Origin of the sequence: Paenibacillus wulumuqiensis (assembly GCF_000971965.1) — a bacterium.
In the GTDB taxonomy this organism is placed as follows: domain Bacteria; phylum Bacillota; class Bacilli; order Paenibacillales; family Paenibacillaceae; genus Saccharibacillus; species Saccharibacillus wulumuqiensis.
In genome coordinates this window covers 287,596-310,593 of the sequence record NZ_LAQP01000001.1, presented here as the reverse complement: position 1 = coordinate 310,593, position 22,998 = coordinate 287,596, and the positions used below count along the sequence as shown (strand labels likewise).

General features: G+C 48.7%; 18 protein-coding genes and 1 other annotated feature. Of the genes, 3 read left to right on the top strand and 15 right to left on the bottom strand.

Annotated elements, in window-relative coordinates; genetic code table 11:
• Positions 1-8 precede the first annotated feature (8 nt).
• From WH45_RS09550 to WH45_RS22795, 8 genes are all read right to left on the bottom strand, one after another.
• Positions 9-1,199: an alpha/beta hydrolase gene (locus WH45_RS09550; RefSeq protein WP_052723699.1), complete on the bottom strand. Its 1,191-nt coding sequence runs from the start codon at positions 1,197-1,199 to the stop codon at positions 9-11.
• 111 nt (positions 1,200-1,310) lie between these two features.
• The gene (locus WH45_RS09545; RefSeq protein ID WP_046214141.1) at positions 1,311-1,550 is read right to left on the bottom strand and encodes a YkuS family protein; all 240 of its coding nucleotides are present in this window, start codon (positions 1,548-1,550) and stop codon (positions 1,311-1,313) included.
• Between the two features lie 111 nt (positions 1,551-1,661).
• Positions 1,662-2,690: an asparaginase gene (locus WH45_RS09540; protein WP_046214140.1), complete on the bottom strand. Its 1,029-nt coding sequence runs from the start codon at positions 2,688-2,690 to the stop codon at positions 1,662-1,664.
• A complete protein-coding gene (cphA, locus tag WH45_RS09535; protein WP_152663528.1) occupies positions 2,683-5,466 on the bottom strand; it encodes a cyanophycin synthetase in 2,784 nt (927 codons plus the stop codon). Before cphA ends, WH45_RS09540 begins: the two co-directional genes overlap by 8 nt.
• Positions 5,467-5,470: 4 nt before the next feature.
• Positions 5,471-6,280 carry a cyanophycinase gene (locus WH45_RS09530; protein ID WP_046214139.1) on the bottom strand — a complete coding sequence of 270 codons (810 nt, stop codon included), beginning with the start codon at positions 6,278-6,280 and terminating at the stop codon, positions 5,471-5,473.
• Between the two features lie 462 nt (positions 6,281-6,742).
• The gene (locus WH45_RS09525) at positions 6,743-7,111 is read right to left on the bottom strand and encodes a hypothetical protein (protein ID WP_046214138.1); all 369 of its coding nucleotides are present in this window, start codon (positions 7,109-7,111) and stop codon (positions 6,743-6,745) included.
• 256 nt (positions 7,112-7,367) lie between these two features.
• Positions 7,368-7,601 (bottom strand): hypothetical protein, encoded by a 234-nt coding sequence (locus tag WH45_RS09520; protein ID WP_046214137.1) that lies wholly within the window; start codon positions 7,599-7,601, stop codon positions 7,368-7,370.
• A 438-nt stretch (positions 7,602-8,039) separates the two neighbouring features.
• Positions 8,040-11,852, bottom strand: coding sequence for an S-layer homology domain-containing protein (locus WH45_RS22795; RefSeq protein WP_052723698.1), 3,813 nt, complete (start codon positions 11,850-11,852; stop codon positions 8,040-8,042).
• A 346-nt stretch (positions 11,853-12,198) separates the two neighbouring features.
• Between WH45_RS22795 and WH45_RS09510 the strand changes: the two genes are divergently transcribed.
• Positions 12,199-12,879, top strand: coding sequence for an expansin ExlX (locus WH45_RS09510; RefSeq protein ID WP_152663547.1), 681 nt, complete (start codon positions 12,199-12,201; stop codon positions 12,877-12,879).
• Positions 12,880-13,100: 221 nt separating this feature from the next.
• Here the strand turns inward: WH45_RS09510 and WH45_RS09505 are convergent, their stop codons facing one another.
• The 4 genes from WH45_RS09505 to WH45_RS09490 form a co-directional block, all read right to left on the bottom strand.
• Positions 13,101-13,463, bottom strand: a complete 363-nt coding sequence (locus WH45_RS09505; RefSeq protein WP_235338328.1) for a hypothetical protein — start codon at positions 13,461-13,463, stop codon at positions 13,101-13,103.
• A 186-nt stretch (positions 13,464-13,649) separates the two neighbouring features.
• A complete protein-coding gene (gene trpS, locus WH45_RS09500; protein ID WP_046214134.1) occupies positions 13,650-14,636 on the bottom strand; it encodes a tryptophan--tRNA ligase in 987 nt (328 codons plus the stop codon).
• Positions 14,637-14,715: 79 nt separating this feature from the next.
• Positions 14,716-14,971: a binding site (T-box leader), on the bottom strand.
• A gap of 331 nt (positions 14,972-15,302) precedes the next feature.
• Entirely contained in the window at positions 15,303-16,439 is a 1,137-nt protein-coding gene (locus tag WH45_RS09495; protein WP_046214133.1) for a DUF4179 domain-containing protein, read from the bottom strand.
• Complete coding sequence (locus WH45_RS09490; RefSeq protein WP_046214132.1) at positions 16,436-17,014, bottom strand: RNA polymerase sigma factor; 579 nt, start codon at positions 17,012-17,014, stop codon at positions 16,436-16,438. The genes WH45_RS09495 and WH45_RS09490 overlap by 4 nt, the downstream gene beginning before the upstream one ends.
• Positions 17,015-17,296: 282 nt before the next feature.
• Between WH45_RS09490 and WH45_RS09485 the strand changes: the two genes are divergently transcribed.
• Complete coding sequence (locus tag WH45_RS09485; RefSeq protein ID WP_046214131.1) at positions 17,297-18,565, top strand: outer membrane protein assembly factor BamB family protein; 1,269 nt, start codon at positions 17,297-17,299, stop codon at positions 18,563-18,565.
• Between the two features lie 260 nt (positions 18,566-18,825).
• Here the strand turns inward: WH45_RS09485 and WH45_RS09480 are convergent, their stop codons facing one another.
• Both WH45_RS09480 and WH45_RS09475 read right to left on the bottom strand, forming a co-directional pair.
• Positions 18,826-19,860, bottom strand: a complete 1,035-nt coding sequence (locus tag WH45_RS09480) for a metal ABC transporter substrate-binding protein (RefSeq protein ID WP_046214130.1) — start codon at positions 19,858-19,860, stop codon at positions 18,826-18,828.
• 328 nt (positions 19,861-20,188) lie between these two features.
• Positions 20,189-21,067, bottom strand: coding sequence for an SDR family oxidoreductase (locus WH45_RS09475; RefSeq protein ID WP_046214129.1), 879 nt, complete (start codon positions 21,065-21,067; stop codon positions 20,189-20,191).
• Between the two features lie 141 nt (positions 21,068-21,208).
• Here WH45_RS09475 and WH45_RS09470 point away from each other — a divergent pair, with 141 nt between their 5' ends.
• Complete coding sequence (locus tag WH45_RS09470; RefSeq protein WP_046214128.1) at positions 21,209-21,538, top strand: winged helix-turn-helix transcriptional regulator; 330 nt, start codon at positions 21,209-21,211, stop codon at positions 21,536-21,538.
• Between the two features lie 114 nt (positions 21,539-21,652).
• Here WH45_RS09470 and WH45_RS09465 read toward each other — a convergent pair whose 3' ends face one another.
• The gene (locus WH45_RS09465; RefSeq protein ID WP_235338356.1) at positions 21,653-22,789 is read right to left on the bottom strand and encodes a DUF418 domain-containing protein; all 1,137 of its coding nucleotides are present in this window, start codon (positions 22,787-22,789) and stop codon (positions 21,653-21,655) included.
• Between the last annotated feature and the right edge of the window lie 209 nt (positions 22,790-22,998).

Sequence of the window (22,998 nt, the reverse complement as noted above, 5' to 3'; positions counted from 1 at the left end):
ATGATCATTTAGACGGGTTCAGTACCGTCTCTTCCCCATTTTTGCCGGATCGCCTGGGCAATCTCGACAAGGCAGTCTTCCGCCTGCGGGTAGTACCCTATTTTCTCGACAAAGGAGTGATCCACTCCCAGATAGCGAATCGAAGTCGTCTTGACCCCGGCGCGAGCCAATTTGGTCGCCATTGCTTCGGCTTCATGATTCAGATAATCAAATTCAGCCGTAACGACCAGCGTCTCCGGCAGCTGGCTTACATCTTCCAGCAGCAGCGGAGATACCAGCGGATCAGTCTTTTTGGCTCCCTGCTGGAGATAGAGGTCATATATTTTTCCACCCAAAAAGGCATAGCTCTGAATCGTGCCGACGGTCAGCTCCCGATGATCATGCTGCCTCTTATCTTCAGTACCATGATCGTCCAATTTCCACTGGAAATCCTCTGCAGTCACACCTGCCGGATTGAGCGGTGGATAGAGGAGCGCCTGAAATCCGATAAATGCCGTTCCCTGCTGTCGGTCCAGCACCGAGCATCCAATCGCCAGGTTTCCCCCGGCACTGCAGCCGACGATAGCAATCTGATCCGGATCAATGCCGATGATATCAGCCTGGCTGTACGTCCACTGTACCGCGTCCAGACTGTCCATTAGTCCTGCAGGAAAAGGATGTTCGGGTGCCAATCGGTAATCGACTGCAATAACGACTGCTTGCGCCCGCTCTGCCAGGGCTTTGCAGATATGCTGGGATTCATCCAGACTGCCGGCGATAAAGGCACCACTGTGCAGATACAGTACAGCCGGAAGCGACTGCTCCAAACCGGGTCTGTATATTCGCAGCGTAATTGTTCCGTTGCGTCCCTCGATGTTCTCCTCACTGATGCGAATCTCTTCGCGGCTAATGTCCAGACTGGACCGGGCCATGGCCATGCGTACTTCTTCGATAGGAAAAGCAGACATTTCTTCCGGCGACATCTGTGGTTCGCCAAATTCGCCGGATTCTTTGGCTTCTTTGGAAGCTTCGGCAGGCAGCAGTACAGTGAGATCCTGGGCATGACGCTCGACGGTAGACCGCACTCGTGGATCCAATGCTCCGGGGGTATCCGCGTCCGGAACAGATTTGATTATTTTGGTCAGGTTGCCTTCATGCTCTACTTGCTGGCTCATACGTAGTGTTGCTAACAGCTGCTGATAACGCTGGCCAATTTCCATAACACATCTCTCCCTGGAATAAAATGACCTTCTTATAAAAAAAGCAGACATTCTCTACTTTCCATAGAGTTATGCCTGCCTTTTATCCTCCATCGGTACCCACATACGCGATTACTTCATTTTCTCGACGTAATCACTGACACGCTCGACAACCTCATCAATCGACATTCCTTCGATACTGACCACCGGAAAATCATAAAGGTCGTTATCTCCGTCGTTCTGTACACGGATTACACCGAGATCATAGCCTGTCAGCTCCTGATCACTCTCCACCAGATCGACCTGGTGACCTTTCTCTTCCATTGCTTCCTTTACATCATCAAACGGTTTTTCGACTGCAATCTTAGCCATAATGGTAGCCTCCTGACATGCGGTAATGTGAGTTCACTCTTTCTTTGCTTCCCCAACTTTACCGATGGTGAAACGATTATACGCTACTTTGGAGGTCTGAATAGGAACAGGCTAGCCATCCTGCAGCATACGATTGGATGGCTTTAATTGGAAAACCGGCACCAGTCTGCCTGCTTCTTCTTCCCGGTGATTTTTCTGTACCGGCTTGTGAAATTCGTGGAGTACGGCACGGTCTTCTGCTTCCAAAATGCCCAGCTGTTCCAGAATTTCCACTGCGGCGGGATAGGCACCACGGCGGTTACCGTCATCGATTTTAATGGCAATGCCAAGACCTCGCTCGGGTAAAGCCATGCAGAATACGCCTTCTGCCCCTACTTTGCCGATCACCCGTCCTTTCATTTGCTGCATCAGCACCGTATCAAACTCGTCGGTGCCTCCTATCATCTCCGGATGTTCGAACATCGCATGAACGATACGCTTAATCGCTTGGGCGGTATCCGCAGGCATCGAGTCGGGCGCAGCCAGTCTCGCAAAGACCAGTGCCAGATGCTCAAGCGGCAGCAGATGAGTAGGCAATCCACAGCCGTCCAGCCCGGTCGGAATCTCGCTCTCCTGCAGTCCTGACAGCATGGAGAGCTGCTTCATGATGCTCTGTTGTACCTCATGATCCGGGTGGGTATAACTGCTGAGATCTGCGTCGGTATTCCGGGCTGTCAGCAGCATACCGGCATGCTTGCCGGAGCAGTTATTATGCACCGGCTCCGGGGTATGACCGCTGAGCAGCAGCTGCTCATAGGCTTCCACACTATAGGGAGCATGCACGCCGCAGTGCAGCCTATCAAGATCCAGTCCGGCTTTGGTCATCATACCCGTGACTGTCTCGATATGCATCGGTTCTCCATTATGGGAAGCACAGCAGACAGCGATCTCGCGGTCTGTAAGCTCATAACGGTCTGCCGTCCCTGTGAGGATCATCGGGATGGCCTGGACCGGCTTCATGCAGGAGCGGGAGTAGACCGGTTGATGCGGTTCACCAATTTCATACAGCACCCTGCCTCCGGCATCAACGACAACCGCTGAACCGGAATGCGAGGACTCCATGGCATCACCGCGTATGACATGTACCAGTACTTCACCCATGCTTGTGTCCTCTTATCGGTTGGACCGATTGTGTTAATGCCTGCAGGGAAGCTGGTGTCATCTTGATCGTCTCGATTTCCTCCTGCAGTTGGGCAGCGGCTGGAGTGGATTCCGTATTCTCCGCAACAATATTCACGATAGCTGCGGATGAAACGGATGATTCCAGGTTGTTGATCAGCTGCTCCACATTCTCATACTTGTCGTAGAACATCAGAATCAGGTCCCTCGGCTTCGAGATCTCCCATGCTTGGAGATAGGCTGTACGTTCATCTGGAATAATGATCATGCGATCCTGCAGCATTCCCGATAAACGGCAGCCCCTTTCCAGCAAATGCGCTGCTTCCAGAGGGGCGCGCTCACGAAGATCCTGATCTTCCTTCAGAAGGACCAGATCGGAGTGCTGTCCGATGATTTTCCCCATTTCCACGATAGAATGATCGGTTCGATCCCCGGGTGCGGAAACCACAGTAATCAGACGATGCTTGGGCATCGCGGCAATTGCGTCATAGATGGCTGTCATACCGGCCGGATTATGACCGTAATCCGCGATCAGTGTCCGATCCTCTATACGGCTAATATTGAAACGGCCGCGGCTCTGCTCCGGCGAAGGGTAAAAGGTCATAATGCCTTCACGCAACTGATCCAGCGTCAGCCCTGCAGCATGGGCTGCGGCGAGTGCAGCCAGACTGTTCGCAATATTATGCTTGGCCAGTCCACCTACAGTGACGGGTATTTCTCTGGCATCGGCAAAACGTTCCACCTGTCCGTCGACCGCATGCATCATGCTGCCGTCTTCGGCCAGATACCAGACTTCACCGCCTGCATAGATTGTTCCCTGTACGACAGGATTATGTTCATTGAGGGAGAAATAGACGACCCGTCCATCCGTATGATCACCCATGGCGAGACAGCCTTCATCATCCGCATTGAGGATGCAGGCACCGCCCGGCAGTACCACTTCGGGAATGAGCCGCTTGAGCTTGCGCAGGTCCTCAATTGTATCCAGCCCGTCCTGACCGAGATGATCCTCCGATACATTCGTCACAACGCCTATATCGCACCACCGGAACGCCAGCCCTTCACGCATCATGCCGCCGCGGGCGGTCTCCAGTACTGCTGCTTCGATGTCCTTGCGGGTGAGAATTTTGCGGGCGCTTCCCGGACCGCTGCAATCACCCTCATCGATGCATTCGTCTCCGGCCCATACGCCGTCCGAGCAGGTCATGCCTACTTTTTGGCCGGTTGTCTTGAGCAGATGGGCGACCATGCGGACGGTGGTTGTTTTACCATTTGTGCCGGTTACCGCTATTAGAGGAATAGCCGCCTCCTCTCTGGACTGGAACAGATAATCGACGATGGCAGCACCTACATCCCGCGGTGTGCCTTTGGCAGGATAATGATGCATGCGTATGCCGGGAGCTGCATTGACTTCCAGAATACAGGCTTCATTGTTATCCAGAGGCACACTGACATCCGGAGTGATAATATCCACTCCTGCTACATCCAATCCGATCGCGTCGGCAGCTTCTACAGCCAGACGTTCATACGAAGGATGTACCTGATCGGTTATGTCTTCTGCCGAGCCGCCTGTAGACAGATTGGCACTGCTCATCACGCAGAGTGTCTCACCAGCGGGGAGTACATCATCCAGCGAAATGGAAGCCTGGCTCAGGAAGCACTCCGCCTGTTCGATCGGTATCTCGCTCATCGGCTTCTCATGTCCTGAACCGCGCAGCGGATTGGTATTCTCGATCGCAATCAGCTGACGAATAGTGGATACTCCATCACCGGTTACCGCAGGCGGCTGACGCAGACTGGCAGCGACCAGCTTGCCGCCAACTACGGTAAATCGGTAGTCATTGCCGGTAAAATAGCGCTCCACAATATACTCCGTATATTCCGGAAATTCCCGGGACACGAAGTTGTACGCCTGCTCCAGCTGAAGTATGGAGTGCAAATTGGTCATCACGCCTTGTCCCTGACGCCCGTTTGCGGGCTTCAGTACCAGCGGGAATCCCAGATTCATAACAGCTTTGACCAGTTCCGAGCGGGTACTGATCACTGTTCCCTGTGGAACCGGCAGACCGGCAGCTTCCAGCAGATGCTTGGTCATTTCCTTATCACAGCTGTTCTCTACAGCCAGATAGGAGGTCTGGCTGGTTACGGTAGCCTGTACGCTTTTCTGGCGGATTCCTGTCCCGAGACGAAGAGTACTGTCTGTCCCGATCCGTTCAACAGGAATACGGCGCGCTACAGCCGCATTATAGATCGCTTCCGTACTTGGGCCCAGCTTGTTGTTAAAATACAGCTCGGATACCCGGCTGATGTGCGGCTCGGCATGAATGTCTGTCTTCCCTGCCAGAATTGCTTCCACAATCTCAACGGCTGCCTCGAATGCCGTCCGACCCGATTCCTTTTCCCGGTAATCAAAGGTGACATAGTAGATGCCGGGAGTGGAGCCGGTGATGGTCTTGCCACGCCGAACCGGGATTCCGGCCAGATGCTGAATCTCCAAAGTGATATGTTCAATAATATGTCCCATCCAGGTGCCTTCATACAGCCGCTCCACAAAGCCGCCTTCATACCCTCGTGAGCAGGTATGAGTATGCAGGGATGGCAAGACGGAGAGCAACGCTTCATTGAAGCCGGGCAGCTGATGAGATGGCTGATGCTCCAGATCTCCAATATTCAGTTCCACCCACATCGTCGGTTTGAGGTTGTACTGGTTGGGACCCGACCAATAGCGGATTTTGTTAATCTCAATGAAGTTACTCATGATGCTATTCCTCCTCCAGGAAGGTAGTAATCAATTTGCGGTTTTTGAGATCAAAGGTATAGCCGGCTGCCAGCGAGTGCAGACGAACCCCGGAGAGCGTGATATTCTGGTTGTCTCCATGATTCGTCGTATCTACGAAATCCAGCTTTCTGCCGTCGAATACCGTGACGGAGTGCTCTCCGAGTACGGTAAAACATCCACCATCATCTGTAACTTCAATAGCGGTATTCTCATCAATACCAATCCCCATGACCTGCGGGTTATGGGCAATCGCTGTCATCAGGCGTCCAAACCTCGCACGCTGGGAAAAGTGCTGATCGATGATCACATCTTCCACAAAGCAGAAGCCTGCCCCCATCTCCACGATATACTCATCATCCGTCTCGGTAGCCGCCATAATCATATGACAGCTCATGACTGCAGCGCCTGCACTGGTACCTCCAATCGGCATTCCTTCATGACCCCAACGATGACGCAGCTGCTCATAGAAAAGCGTCCCTCCGAGAATACTGGTGAGCCGCACCTGGTCGCCGCCTGTGATGAACAAGCCGGTACACTTCTGGAGCTGCCCGGTCAGACTATCACGCTCCGCACTTTCGCGGCTATTCAGATGAAATACTATCGTTTTATCACAGCCCAGCGACTGGAACAGCTCGCTATATTCCTCGCCAAGCTCTTGGGGATATTGAGTCGCCGTTGTCAGAATACCGATCACTGCCTGCTGACCGCCGGCCATTTCCACAAACCGTTGAAGAATTTCCTTGGCACCTGTCTTATCCTCTTTACCGCCTACAATCAACAAATCACCTTTCACTGGGAACCCTGCCTTTACAAGTTGGTATGTGACATGCTTTGTACGGTTACGCTCCGATTATTACCCATGAAAACGCTCTTATAACCATATAATTACAGTTGTTTTGTGCAAAAGGAGACCAAAGCTATTTAGCAGTACCCAGACAGTCAGGAATGCTTTTCAATCATGCTGTTAAAAGAATTTCCGCCAAATTATACATAAAAAAAGCTTCACACTTTTCGCCAGTTACTGGTGAAATAGTGTAAAGCTTTTTGGTTCTTTTAATTAACCTGCTTTATAAGAATAGCTGGAGAAATGATGCCAATATTTGGAGGCTAGTTGTGAACAATAAATTATATTCTCTTACTTTAGTTTACATAATTAAATATATGTTAACTAATGGACAGAATATATATGATTTCCTTTAATTGCTTTACTCCCTTTTCAAGTTGAAAAGTTCGCTTTGCAACCATCCACAGACATTTATTTGCTGCCGGCTTTGCGGGAAGCGTAGAATTCTGCGGCTTTTTGCAGCATCTGCTGGAGCGAACTGAACTGGGTGTTCTGGCTCAGCTGATTGTCCATTTTATCCTTTGGTACGAGCATCACCTGATTGGCGGAATCGTTATTGGAGCCAAGCCCCATTTTTTGCAGCATTTCGCCCACGGATTTAAACGATGTATATTTTTGCATAAATTCCGGAGTCAGCAGCTTTTCCAGTGGCAGTTTCTGGATGATCTTATCCAGCGGCAACTTGTTCAGCATGTCCATAATTCCATTTCCGCCTGTAGTCATTGTACTTTTACCCTTCGTATCAAACAGACCTTTTAGATTATGCAGATTGAATCCCATTATAATTCCTCCTCTGAATTGGTTTTGTATTTTATAAATAAATAGAATAGGGTAATGAGTAATTCGCATCTGTATACGTAACTAAAATTATGTAAACATGACATAGAGTCATTGAGCAGTATCGTTGGAGTGTCATGTTTACAACCCTTCCAGCCTGCCTTCACTGTTTTTGCCAATTATGGTCATTTTTCCGGAATCATAGCGGCTCCTTTGTATTGAAGCCTTTCAAGCATGTTAATCTTCAGGAAAACGTCGTTTATATGAATTCCAGCATACGCTCCCATGAATTCAGATATTCGAGTTCCTCTTCCACCTGCTGCTGTTCCTCTGCGGATTCGGCAGTGGTAGTGAACGGTTCTATCGGATCTACCCCTGGGTCAATCTCGGTAGCCCATACGAGAGACAATGATTCGATATAAAAGCAGCACTGGGCGGTGGGCCTGAGTTGGTCGTTATCACTTGCGTAATCGGTATCATCCATACATTTCAACCTGATCCTCTCCTCGTGATTCAGGATTGTCTGTCTGCTATCATGTTATTACAATTCCCAGCTCTACAAATCGGCTTGCAGGATGAATTGTTTTCGGCATTTCCTCCGCCTAGAGGTGGACTTTTAGAGCTGAAATGTACAAATTATGCCATATAGCAAAGGGTTAAGATGATACCTGTCATCATTTATGCGTGATATAACGTCATACAGCCGTTTTGGTGGCCATAGAAAAAGCGCACTTCCCGAGGCCTTGGCAAGGTCGGGAGGTGCGCTTTTGGATGAGGTTGGTTTGGTTTGGATGCTGCCTCTACTTGTGCAAAGTCTCGGATCAGACAGGCGGCTGTTACTCTTGCCGACATGTTCTTATCCAGCTTTTCCATAACGATGCGGATAGTTAGATGGCATGTCCGCTTAGGATATTTATGATGATGTGTTGGATCAGTTGGCAGAACCGGTCAACTGATCCAGCAATCGGCTGAGAATGGCTGCACTCTCTGCGCGAGTCAGTTTCTTTTTCGGCTGGAACTGTCCGGCAGCATTGCCGCTAATCAGTCCCGAAGCGCTCAGACGGTCGATCGCCGGTCTTGCCCATTGTGCTGCCTGATTACGGTCGGTTGGACGGTTGTTGATGTTCTCGGCGACTGTCATACCGGAGTAGGATAATGCTCTCTCCAGCAGGACAGCCATCTCTTCACGGGTTATTGTGGCGTTCGGGCGAAATTGTCCCTTGGCATCTCCCTGGATCAGTCCTGCTGCTGCAGCGGTACCTACGCTATCCGCATACCAGGCCGAGCTATTCACATCGTTAAAGGTAGTGCTGCTGTTATCAATAGGCGTTAATCCGAGCGTCCTTACCAGTAGAGCCGACATCTCGGCGCGGGTAATAGAGGCATTCGGACGGAAAGCGCCCTGCGCTGTACCGGTGACTATACGCTGATCGGCCAGCTGCTGAATATCTGTCTGCGCCCAGTGGCCAGCGAGATCTTTCAACTGAATAGCCGAATCAATGACTGCATATGTGCTGTTGCTTCGACTGAATAGCGTTACCGCTCCATTCTGTACGGTGAAAGGAACAGGAATGTACGTCACAGCACCGTCTGATCCCGTTTCGATCCGTACGACTGCGATTCGGTCTGTGGAGACAAGTCCATCCACCTGCATGGAACGCTGAATATAACGGTCCATCTGCTGTACCGGTTGTTTGGCATTATTGCCGTCCAGCGTATACAGGCTGTACTCGACGGCAGCGCGTGCCGAATATCCGTTATTCCGTGCCTGCTGCATGGCTGCACTCGCTGCTGATATTTCCAATACGAGCCGTTCTTGACCGGTACCGGACGATTGCAGCCAGGATACCGGTATTTCATAGGTGCCGACCGGAGTAGCGATGGCAATTTGCTTAATATTATTCTGAGCGGTTAGTGCCTGCCTTGCTTCCGGCTGCCATTCCAGGCGATACCGATCAGCAGTCTGTGCTGGCTGGATACGGATACGAAGCGTACTTGCCTCACCTGCCTGCGCGAGCATCGCTGCTGTTGATGAAGCATTCAGCACTGATCCTGCAACCGTTCCGCTGCCGGTCTCCTGACTCATCGCAGGTGTCATCGACCAGCTGGATACCGTGCCATCAGTGGATGATGCTTCTGCTGTCGGCAGAGTATTCATCGAAACTGGAGCTGGCGAGATCGGAGCAGCTGGTGCGGTACTGCCGCCCCCTGTTCCTGAGCTGCCGTTACTGCCTGAGCCATTACCCGGAATACGGCCCGAATGGTTTTTATCGTCTTTCTTATCGGAGTGGCGGGAGAAATCAATCCGTGTCAGCAGCGGGTCATGGTCGCTGACCCGTCCATCCGCTTCCATAAAGTCGGCATTGAGATGGACAATATCCAGCTGGGCACGAGATGCCAGCCCGGTAGTCATCAGAATATGATCCAGTGTCTGTGAATTGCCTTCATACACATAGGAATAGCGCTCATTCTCAGGCAGGGTATCCACCATATTCGTCAATTCACTGCCTTTGAGAATCTGCAGCGTATTGGAGAATTGATAATCGTTAAAGTCACCGACCAGTACGATATTGGCATTGCTGTTCTGGGCCAGCGTATTTTTGACAAACGAGTTCAGCAAGGTTGCCTGCTTGGCACGCTGCACTTCGCTGATCCGCTGGGGCGGCTGGGCAGCGCCATACAGCGCCTGGTCTCCGCCTTTGGAATTGAAATGATTCGCTACTACAATCACCTGCTGACCGTTGAACACGAACTGGGCAGCCAGCGATTTGCGGGAATGGGCAAATGCTTCATTGCCCGGCTCGATGCGTCCCGGGTTATGAGTCAATCCCTGCGGTCCGTAAGTGACAGCAGTAACCGAGTCTCCCGCTCCGCCCGGAGCATCGGCCAGTGTGACACGCGCAGGATTATACAGGAATCCGACCCGGATATTACCACCCGGAGCTCCGCCGTCTTCATTGTTTTGCGGAGCGATGCTGGTATACCGGTATTCCGGACCACCCGCTTCCTGAATCTCGCGGATCAGCGCGGCAAAGCTTGCGCTGGCATCGGCAGTTCCGTCATCCTTTTCCCCATTGTTATCCTGCACTTCCATCAGTCCGATAATGTCCGGGGTATGCAGGTTCTCGGTGACATTGCGGGCAATCCGCTCCGTCTTCTTCTGGTTGGCAGGATCATCCCAGAAGTTCTCTACATTAAAGGAAGCGATCGTCAGCTGTTCGGTACCGTTGTACAGCGTGGATACTTCCCGCTTCAATCCACCGCTGATAATCGGTGGCAGGCCGTTTTCCGGCAAAACTTTGAAATTGCTGTAGCTGTAGCTCATAATCCCGTAGAGTGGACCATCGAACCGGTCACCTGTTTTTACCGGCTGCTTGGGCTTCTCACCGATCAGCAGACGATTCGGGTTAAACTGATTATTCGCAATCACCAGGCCGCCTGCCGGTGTAACACTGCGGCTCTCTTCCCGATCCACAGTCACCGGAATCTCATACGTATACGGTCCAATAATACTCGCATTATTGAGCTGAACACGCATGCCTTCCAGACTCTCGTACAGATCAATGCTGTAGGATGACGGGTCAAAGGATACCAGCCCCTGAGGAGAAGCAATCTGTCCCGGAATCGTCCGGCCCCCCTTGCCAATAACAACAGGTTGCGGCAGCGACTGATTCTCGGCCAGACGTGTGATCGCAGAGGCGGCAATCTCGGTAGTGGTCAGATCACTAGCGTCGCTGTAGCCTGTCTCCTTGTATTCCTTGACCGTTCCGTCCACACTGACCCGGTCGCCTACTTTCATGCCATGAGCGGATTTGTAGACCATGATCGCTTCCGAGGTACGCTCATCCTGATCGGCCAGTGCATCTTCGGTCTGCATATAGAAGATCGTTTTTCCTTTGACCATGGTGACGATGCCCTCGACTTCGCGCACTTCCTGCCCTTCATAAGGAGAACGCTGGGAGGCGCCCTGAATATCGTGAATCGCCAGCTTCACCGGTGCTTCCACAACCGGAGGCGTACCTTTGGCGATATCTTCTATAGATCGTGGAATCAGCTGAATGCTGTCATTATACTGTGACACGACACCAGTAATGGAGTCATAGGATTGTCCTACGGTCAGCCATGGATTCTTGCTGTAGACGGTGAAGCTTCCGCTGCTGTCCTGAAGGGTATAATTATTGCTGCTTTTCCCGGTTACAGTTACCTGCTGAATCCGGACGAGTTGTCCTTCATAAGGGTTATCTGCCGTCAAATCAGCTGCTGTAATCGGATGTGCGGATACGCTCTGAGGGGCCTGCACCCGAATATATGTATCAGCTGCGGCGGCTTCGATCTGCAGCAGCTTGCGGTATTCACTGAGCTTGCCGGTCGTCTCGATCTCCTGACCCGGTTCACCCGGCAGGTTCTGACCGCGGATAACGATGCCAGCGCTTCCATCCTGGATATACAGATTGCTGTAATTGCTCCCTGTATCTTCCCTGTATGTAATCCATCCCCGTGCCGTTACCCTGCTGCCAGTACTCTGCTGTCTGACCGCGGATAGCGTATAAGTATCGGCGCTAACAGATGCCGAAGGCACTGTCTGTACAGTGGATGTTCGGGTTTCCTCCTGAGCAGCCGACATTTCTGTCTGCAGCTGCTGTGCATAGGCACTCCCGGATAGATCTGCTCCTGTGGGAGCGATTGCCGAGGCAACCATAACTGCTGCTGCACTCAGACTGACTTTCTTTTTCCATTGCTTCATTCGTGTAATCCTCCAGTTTCTGTATCAAAATCCTCATCGTTCCTAACATATCATATGAATGTAAAAATAAAAGCTTTCCTTTGTAAAATAATGAATGGCCTTCTATCCACTCTGCTTTTTAATATGCAGATACAAAAGTTCCTTATTTTGTTAGATCTTCATTTATTGTGTTATGGGTAAATATGTAGTACATTGTTAACGGCAGTCGTCTACCTATATGCATTGGCAATACTTTTGTGAATCGTTAACCATGCTATTCAAAAGTATTGTCCGGCAGGCGGTCTTCCGTATACTAAAATCTGGAGGGATTCTATTGATGAAATGGTCTGCACCCCGCAAATGGAGTATGTTCGGCATGATGGTCACTCTGAGTCTGGTCCTATTCGCACTTCCCGCCTCGGCAGCCTGGAATGATACATACAAGGGCTATGCCACCTATACCGGTTCCGGTTATTCCGGCGGCGCTGTACTGCTCGATCCAATCCCGGCAAATATGGAGATTACCGCGCTCAACCCGACCCAGATGAACTATGGCGGCGTCAAAGCGGCACTGGCAGGCGCCTATCTGGAAGTACAGGGTCCCAAAGGCAAAACGGTCGTCTATGTAACTGATCTGTATCCGGAAGGTGCCAGCGGTGCACTGGATCTCTCACCTAATGCATTTGCCAAGATTGGTGACATGTCCAAAGGCAAAATTGATATCCAGTGGAAAGTGGTCAAAGCGCCGATCAGCGGTAATTTCAGCTACCGGATCAAGGAAGGCAGTTCCCGCTGGTGGGCGGCCATTCAGGTCAGAAACCACAAATATCCGGTCATGAAGCTGGAAGTACAAAAGAACGGCAGCTGGGTAAGCCTGCCGAAGATGGATTATAACCACTTTGTCGGTGAGCAGCTCGGTGCCAATCCTCTGCAGGTTCGGATCACCGATATTCGCGGCAAAGTCGTTACGGATACCATTCCCGCCCTGCCGGAAAGCGGCACATCCAGTGCGTATATTGTACCAGGCCGTGCTCAATTCCCGGATTGATAATGGCAGATAACAAAATGCTGTGTGCAGTATGGTGATTAATGTCTCTGTATTATGCCCTTATATCCATAATGTGCATACAGCAAAGCGGCTGTCCTTTATAAGAGACAGCCGCTTTTTTTGTGATTCGCCCATATTCTTGTTTGCCATCATGCCATTGTCTGCACAGCCAATCTATCTATACGATATGCTGAATAGCAGCAGTCGCCATTTATACAGAGTTACTGTCCGCCTTTGCGTGCAGCATAGAACTCAGCCGCTTTTTGCAGCATCTGCTGCAGGGAACCGAACTGCGTATTCTGGCTGACCTGGTTGTCCATCTGGTCGGTTGGCACCTCTTTGACCTTTTCCGGAGAGTCCGTAGTCGATCCAAGACCTGTTTTCTGGAGCAGCTCGCCGATCGATTGGAATGGAGTATGCTTTTGCATAAATTCCGGGGTTAGCAGTTTGTCGAGCGGCAGCTTTTGGATAATCTGATCGAGCGGCAGTTTGCCCAGCATTCCCATGATTCCGCCGGACGAATTGCCACCTTCACCTTTATTGTTAAGCAGACCTTTGAGATCGTTAAGATTGAAGCCCATCATTAAAACCTCCTTGTGCTATTCTTGTGTTTGCAGTAGTATGATCCTCTTGCGAGGAAGGTAAGGATTAGGAAATGTAAAGCCTCTCTTTATGTTCCTTACCCGCAATGCAGCCACTTGATAGCTTGGAGGCAGATTCGTGGAGGCTAACCGCCTTGTTTTACAGGCAGCGATACATCAGCGATACATCTATTCAAACATAACAAACCCCATCGCTTCCGAAGCTTTGCGCAATGTGTTATTGGCTGCAGCTGCAGCCTTTTCGGCCCCCTGACGCAGAATGATATCCAGTTCGGAACTGCCAACAATCTCGCGGAAGCGCTGCTGCATAGGCTCCAGCTTGGCTATAACCACATCGGCCAGTTCCTGCTTGAACATCCCGTAGCCCTGTCCTGCATATCGCTGTTCAATCACATCTGTAGACTCATCTGTAAATACGGCATAGATTTCGATCAGATTGCTGACAGCCGGTTTGTGCTCCCAGTCATACCGCACCATTCCTTCCGAGTCCGTCACCGCCCGTGACAATTTTTTGCGAATGATTTCCGGTGAATCCTGCAGCAGAATATAACTGTTCAAATTGGGGTTACTTTTACTCATTTTCCGGGAAGGATCGTCCAGGCTCATGATCCGGCTGCCGATCTCCGGAGTAATCGGCTCGGGCAGGGTAAAGGTCTGTCCATACCGGCTGTTAAAACGCTCCGCCAGATCGCGGGTCATCTCCAGATGCTGCTTCTGATCATCGCCGACAGGCACATGGGTCGCCTGATACAGCAGTATATCCGCTGCCATCAATGCCGGATAGGTAAATAGCGCCGAGCTGACACCTTCCTTGCCCTCTGCCTTTTCTTTGAACTGTGTCATTCTATTCAGCTCTCCAAAATGCACCTGAGTCTCCATCAACCATCCCATCTGAGCGTGGGCACTGACCTGGGATTGCAGGAAAATAGCAGATTTCTGCGGATCGATGCCGGCAGCGATGTAATAAGCGGCGATCTCCCGTGAGCGCTGATGCAATTCTGCCGGGTCCTGATAGACCGTTACGGCATGCAGATCCGGAACAAAAAAGAAACTCTCATATTCATGCTGATACTTCACAAACTGGCTCAATGCTCCTCCATAACCGCCAATATTGAGATCCCCGCTTGGTTTGATGCCTGATAAAATACGTTGCATGTGTATTCCTCCCTGGATAGTGTATATCCGTCTCCTCTAACAAGCGCCCGGAACGCAAAAAAGCACTTCATCCCCTATAAAAAGGGACGAAGTGCTTGCTCTCCGCGGTACCACCCGAATACGGCCATAAGGCCGCTCTCTACCCTGTCACAACGACTAACAGGTCTCCCCGAGGTAACGGAGGGATGCCGTCAACGCCTACTAACCATCCATTATGGTGTTCGGATTGAAGCGAATAGACCCATTCACTAAGCTTCCATGTACCGGACCTCTCACCAACCGCCGGCTCGCTTGGACAATTCCGCTCAGCTACTCCTTCTATTCATAGCTTTGATATGGGGTGACGTATAATGGGTCTTATTTTAGCGAATAACGCAGGAATGAGCAAGAATTATTTTACAATAGGATGGGATAAATCAGGAACAGGATGAATCTATTGGCACAAAAAGATTCGTTGGCGGATTTTTAGTTAGATTAATTAGTTCACATAATTAATATTATGTTATCTAATTAAACTTGATTTTATTATATAAGATACTTAATAGTAATTTTCAAAATAACAACCAGTAAATCTACTATCGATTCACTGGCTGGGTGCTATCATGGTTATGGGATATAAAACACTAAGTACTGCGCAAACTGATATATTATCGTTCATTATCCTTTCTACGGGTTTTTCGGCTGGCGCTCTGGTTCTGGTTGCTCTTTCCGCTCCCAATGAAGCGGTATCTTGATCGTAGTGCTTTTCGGCTTGGGATGTGCAAAATTAGAACTTTCTGCAGAAGAAACCTTTGGTGGGTCACTGAAAATTAATTTTATATATTTGGGATGAGGATTATGTTCCGTAAATGGTGCGAACCCTCGAATCACCTCTCCAGGTGTCCCGCCAGCGCCTGCATCAGCAAATAAGTTGCCCTGATCATCCATAACTTTAATCATGGAACCCCAATATGAAGATACTGATTCACCTGTAAATGTAATCTGGTTGGATACAGGACCCAGTATTAACTTTTTCACTTTTATTGTATGTCCATTTACGGTTAGAGAAGCATTGGGATACATCGTATAGGTATACGGCTTGCTTCTTTGCAGCGAAACCGGGATGGTTAAAGCCCACTTCCCCCGTACATTCGTAATTCGTTCACTGAAAAGGGTCACACTCATCTTATCCGGAAGATTGTCGTCGATAAAATGGATAATGGCAACACCTTCAAGATGATTGGGATCGATCAGTGTATTGTTCGGTTCAATCATCGCTCCATTACGGTTGGCTCCGTGAAAGTCGTAGTCCAACCAAGGGCCCGGATTGCTTCCCTGTATCCGATTCTCGCCTGCCGTATCAACAACTTCATAACTGATCAGAATATTAATCCCATCATAAAACACTTCATTGACAGTCAGAGCAATCCCCTGGTCTGTCATCGAATACTGGAGGGACTCAGCGAGTTTTTTCTGTTCAATACGCTGATATTCAGGCTGGATCAGCCCACCCTGATACAGCCGCTGCACAAATGACATGCCGCGCAGCGCCTCACCGATCGATGGAAATAATGCTGCTGTCAGTAGAATCCCTATACTTAGCATAAGTGCCCCCAGGATCGCCAGAGGCCATTTGGAACTGCTCCAACGAAGGGAATGCCGAGCTTTCTTTTCCTTTCTAAATATATGGTATTCAGCCCAGACCTGATCAAACGACTTGGATGATTTCCATTCCCTTTTGAAGCTGGAGAGTTCACTATGGATATGGCCTTCCAATTCATCTAACTCCTGACTGGAAATTTTATTATGTCCTGTAAATTTCATGATCTCCCCTCCTTGATAACACGTTCGATAGAGCCGCTTTGATTCTTGTCGGGTTCCTCTTCATCCATTATGAATTCCCTTAGTTTATGGCACTTTCTTAGTTTACATAGACCTGCATGAAGTCTGGATTTGCAAGTACCAGGAGCGATATGGAGCACCTCGGCAGCTTCGACAAGCGATAATCCCGCATAATAATGAAGCACAATTACCTCGCGCTGCTTGAGAGATAGTTGGGAGACTGCCGTCCATAACATACGGCTGCTTTCTTTTTGCAGCACGGCATGATCCGCTGGGTGTTCTGCGTCCTGTTCAGGCAATCTGCCCAATAATACCTGCCATTTCCTTTTGCGATAATAGCCACGGATCAGATTGACCGCGATCCGGGCAAGCCATGGCCGTATGGGCTTATCGGTCTGGTATAGATGATATTTGCGAAATAGCCGGATAAAAACTTCCTGTGTCATATCGTCAGCCAATACCCGGGAGCGGGTCATGACCAGAGCGATACGAAATATGTAGTCGAAATGCTCTTCGAACAGCTGTTGTGCCTGCTCTCTGGATATAGATTCATTCAATGGACGCTCCTCCTTTTTATATGTATATGCTTTCAGGAGCAAAACGGTTCGGTAGGTATCGTGAATTTGTATATTGGGGATGGGCAGTCATTGTATATGCTAATCTGTTCTCTGGAAATTTTTGTATAACATCAAATGTGAATTATATATTAACTTAACTTCCAAATATTAAATAAACATAATTATTATTATGTAAACTTAAGTGAAGTATGCTCAAGCAACAAAAGTGAAATCCGAATCGTCTATACAGTTATACCCAATTTATCCTTAAGGAGTATTCATATGAACAGAAATTATTCGCCTCTTCGGAAAATATCACTCCCCCTCCTGCTTACGGCTGCACTCGGCGCGGCAACACTCGTCTGGACTCAAGGAACTCCAACATATGCTGCAGAACAAGTCGTTAATCAACCGCAGCAGGCCGCCACTTTCCAAACACTAACTCCCGACTGGGAGAAAACGATTCGCAAGCCCAAGTATGGCGTTGACGAGGAAGTGAGCACCTATGCCAATGGGCGTGTTTATTACAAGCTGAAAGAGAAAATTGTCGCCACTGAAGTGACAAGTGGAAAAACAAAATGGACCGTTCCGGTAACGATGGCCGCTCCTCCAACAGCAGATACCACTGCCCTGTATGTGATTAACAAACAAAATGTACTATACAGACTCGACCAAAAAACCGGAAAAACACTCTGGAAATCCAGCATTCCTCATCCGGGAGTCAAGAAGAAACCTGTCCCTCAAAATATTCGTGTACAGGGCAATCTCGTAATCACCGGAGATTCGGCAGTGTTAACTGCATTTGATCGCACCAGCGGAAAGTTAAAATGGCAAAATCGCACTACCTCCAAAGCGGGTTATTACGTGGAACAGAGCAGCTCATCGATTATCATCGCTACTCCAAGTCGCTCAATTTATGAGCACAGCATCCCTCTATATGCTTTGGACAGCAGAAATGGCCGACTGCTCTGGAAAACAACGGCCAAATACGAAAAAATGCTGACCGTCCAGAATGGTTATATTTACAGCCAAAAGTACACATCCAGTAAAAGCAAGAGCGATACAGTCCATATAGACAAACTCGATCTTCAGACCGGCCAACTCGTCCAGACTTTCGATTATTCAATCAAAAATGACGTAGGGTTTGGATGGAGTCTCAACGTCGATTATTATGATGGAGACTTTTATGTTAGAACGACTATCAATTATGATAATCGACAATGGGGATTATTCCGCATTCCGCTCGATGCACCATCCGGTTCCAAACCGGCAGCGTCGTACAGTTTCTACACACCAATTTACCGGGTCGATTTCAGCAAAGATGTATTGGCAGTTGCTCTGATGGATGAAAATGTATATTTCCTGAATCGGCAAAATGGTCAGCGGCTGGGAGTCTCTCTTTTCGAATCCAATTTCTTCAACACGACTCTGAATGCCGAAACCCATTTCCTGATCCAGACCGCCGGCAAAATCTCCGCAGTCAAAATCCCGAAAACTTCTAAGGTAGAAGCTGCTGTAACCGGGGATAAAGTTGGGGAAATAAACCAATAGATAAATAAAGGTTAATTGGATATTTATGTATAAAAACTGCTAATTACAAGGCGGATAAGTGGTCTAATATCATTATATAAATGCTTTAAAACAAAAACAGCGTATAATTTATATTATACGCTGTTTTTTAATAAGTATTTAATAACTATTCTTCGCAGTCTAACTAAAGACTATAACCTTCTCCCTTTAGTGTTTCTCAGCATAAAAAATGAAAAGACCTCATGTTGAAACGAGGTCTCCACCGGTATGCCGAGCACATACTATTCATTAAGTGCCTTTTTGAGAGCGGTTAGATTCTGTTTCATTACACTGATATAATCCGCACCATTGGCCATCTCATCCTTGGTCAGTCCTTCGATCGGATTGAGCACATCGGATTTGGCACCAATTTCATTGGCGATCGCTTCTGCAACACTCGTAGATGCGAGAGTCTCGAAGAAGATGGTTTTGATGTTATGTTCTTTGGCGAAATTCACAATCTCGGCCATTTGCTCTGCTGATGGTTCCTGATCCGGAGATAATCCTGCGATAGGTACCTGGGTTAACCCGTACTCCTTCGCCAGATATCCGAAAGCGGCATGCTGTGTGATGAAATCTTTTCTTTGGGTATTCTGTAATTCCGTTTTGAATTCCTGATCCAGCGCTTCCAATTTGGCGATATAGGCATCTGCATTTCTTTTAAAATCATCTTTGTGTTCGGGAGCTGCTTGGGAGAGAGCTGCTTCGATATTGCGAACTTCCTGCACAGCCAGAGCTGGCGATAACCATACATGAGGGTCCAGTCCACCGTGATCGTGGTCGTGCTGGTCGGTTTCTTCGTCCGAATGGTGTTCATGATCTGCTGGAGAATGTTCTTCGTGCTCTGCAGAATGGTTATGCTCATGTTCCGCTTCGGTTTCTTCTGAAATATTAATGCCCTGACTTGCTTCAACTGTCATTAAATGACCTCCGGTAGCACTTTCCTTCACCTGATCTATCCAATCTTCCATACCGGCTCCATTGTAGACCAGAACATTTGCATCGGTTATTTCCGCCAGATCTTTTGCTGTTGGCTCCCAGTCATGAGGTTCGACGCCTGTTGGAACTAGGTTCTCGACATCGCCATATTTGCCAACTACATTGCGCGTGAAATCATACATGGGATAAAAGGTAGTTTTGATGTCGAGCTTTGCTGTATTGGCGGGAGTAGAAGTGCTGTTTGCGGGCCGAGCCGCTTCCTTGTTAGCTCCGCAACCGGCTATCACCAAAATGAATGATAGGGAAAGGGTGATGAATAATGCTTTGCTGCTTTTCATGAGTAATCTCCTTTTGATAATGATAATTTGCAATAAATAGTAATTGTTACGATTTGAGTTTATGATGAATAAGCTATTATCTTCCAAGTGTGGATTATTCACCTTTTTTGTGTGAGCAAACCACCCTTTTATTAATCGTAATAATTACTATTAAACTCATGAAAATATATCGCTTTATCCGTCGTTTGTCAAGAACAATCAGAAACTAAAGGTAATAAAGCCGAATAATCACCAATCAATCCTATCTAAAAAAACAAAACCCGTTCTCTCCGAAGAAAGAACAGGTTTTGCTTTGCGGACCTCTTCAATGATGTATATTCAATCGCTGTTATGATGGGCGGATCATACTGAGGATCTCAGATTTTTGCAGCCAGTCTTGCAGAGGCGTCAGTTCAATATCCACAATCGCAGAGCGCTGTTGCTTGCCCAACTCTTCACTATTCGCCTCGATCCAGCGATAGAATCCACTTACGCCTGCTGCCTGCTGCGCTCCCATAGCCGGTGTAAGCCCGGCTTCAAAATCATCATAGCTCAGGGAATGAAAATTAACCCTTTCTCCCAGCACTTCACTGAAGCGTTCAGCTATCTGGTCGCCGGTGAGTGACTCAGCTCCCGCCGCGATCAGTGTCTGGCCCGCCAGCTCCGGATGGGTAAGTGCATGTACATGATACTGCGCCGCATCCTCGGAGCTGACCCAGGCGATTGGCATATCAGCAGGAACCGGATAGGCAAATGTACCATTGGCCACCAGACCCGGAATGAGCAGATTCTCCATATACAGTGTCGGCTTGACGATAATGCAGGAAATCCCGCTCTGCTGGGCATTTTCGATCATTCTCCGCTTGACGTCGAGACTCTCTGCCGCTGTCGGTTCGGTAGGCAGGAATCCATTGGTATTGATAACGATCAGTTTGGCCCCTGCCTGCTGTGCAGCTGCAATCGTATTGGCGAAATAAGCGGTGAGCTTGTCTGTATCGAATTCGATCGGCATGTTCAGGAAGACTTTATCTACGCCTTGATTTACGGTTTTCAGGAAATCGGCGTCACCCAGATCGCCTACCATCGCCTCTATCTTCTGCTCGCGCAGTGCTGCCGCATTTCGTTCCTGTCTTGTAATTGTGCGTACTGCCCATCCTCGACTGACGAGCAGGCGAGCCACCGCTCCGCCCTGCACACCTGAAGCTCCATATACCAAAATGGTTTCCATAAGATTTACTACTCCTTTTGACTCTTTTATTTGACTGCTTGCGAACCAGTCATTGTACTTATCATAAGAAACAAGTAAACTTTATGTAAGTACGCACTTTGTTGATATTACGTATCCTGTAGGATACCAAGGAGTGAATTTATGGAGCTTCGTCCTCTCGATTCTTGCAGCACCTGCCCGGTTGAATTCGCTATGAATATGATTAGCGGCAAATGGAAGCTGCTGATTCTGTATAACCTGATGACCGATGGTACAGTTCGTTTCAATGAATTACAGCGGCGGCTGGATACTGTCACTCATCGCACACTTACCCGCCAGCTGCGCGAACTGGAAAGCGACGAATTGATCAACCGCACAATCTATGCTGAGGTCCCTCCGAGAGTGGAATACTCATTGACAGATAAAGGGAAAAGCCTGACGTCGATTCTGCTTTCTCTGCAGAACTGGGGACTGGAGCATATGGTGGAATAGAATGAACGTAACAACAAGCTGACTATCCACATAAAAAAGAGAACTCTTCATTATACAGAGTTCTCTTTTTTATTTATTCTTATTCATACATTTACTTTGCAAATAGTACCGTATTTACTTTACAGGTGTCGTTACTGGCTTCGCAGAGCTGAATAATCCGTCAAAGCGTCGCATCAGATTTTCCAGTGGTCCAGCAGGCATCCGGGAGAATAACCATCCCAGCAGCAGACCGAGCAGTATAATGACCAGATCATGCAGCGGCAGACCAGGCATACTGTAGTCAATTTTGAACAAGCTTAAGATCCATACGATAACGAACTGCAGTGCATACATCGTCAATGCTACACGGCCGACGGCGGCAAATGGAATCAATACTGCCGCAAATCTCTGTTCCACCAAAATAGCCAGCCCCAACACGATAAATGCCATTCCCAGTCCGATCAGCGTCTGGAAGGTAGTCGCTGTATGCGGAGCAGTCGCAAATAACATATGCCAAAGCGGGATTTCGGTATTAAGCGGCCAGATCGCAGACTGATCGGGCGGAGCAGCGGAAAAATTGATCACACTCATCAGCCACTGCTCCCAGCGCACACTCCAATCCGGCAGCACGAAGGCACCCAGCAGCTTGCCGATTACCAACATTACGATACCGCTGGCAGTCAGCCATGCTCCTGTTTGTATACGAGTCAGATCGATACGTCCAATGGCCATACCTGCTACAAAAGCAGGAGCCAAAGCGAGTGCAGACATTGGACCGCCGGCAATATCGCTTAATAGACAAGCCCCTTTTAACATACTCATTCCAAATAACATCAATGGCGGTGCAAAGAGGAGCAAAACCACGGCCGTAGTTACAACGGTACGTGTAGAACGTCTCACCAATAATAACGCCAGTACAAACAAGGCGGCATATGCAGGTAGTATGATTCCATAAGGGGTGTTGAGCATAATCAGCAGATAGCCAATAATATCCACGAATACCGCGCGGGCGATCATTCGTGCGCGGAATGCTATCGGCTCCGACCCTCTCTCCATCATACGCTGAGCCATAATGGAATAGGATATTCCTCCGCACAACACAAACAGCAATGTCGTGTTACCCGCCACGATCGAGGAAATAGTCATATTTGATCCAAAATGCTGCAAGTACATCCCAAGCACAGCCAGACCACGGGCTGCATCCAGAGCAATCAGGCGTCCATCCCCCTTTCTCTTGGATACTGCTGCTGATTCTGCAACAGATGAGTCAATTTTCTCTTCATATTCTCTGACAGACCTTTCGGTCCGCTGAATACTGCTTAACAATTCTAACTCCTCCTTATTCTATTTCAACTTCATTAATCGCATCCTGATCCTGTATCTATATGTACAGGTGTGATGTGCTTTCTTCATTCAATATACTCTTCAGATGTCGCCAAAGTTTGATCAACTTGTAAACAAGATGTCACAAGTGTCAGATA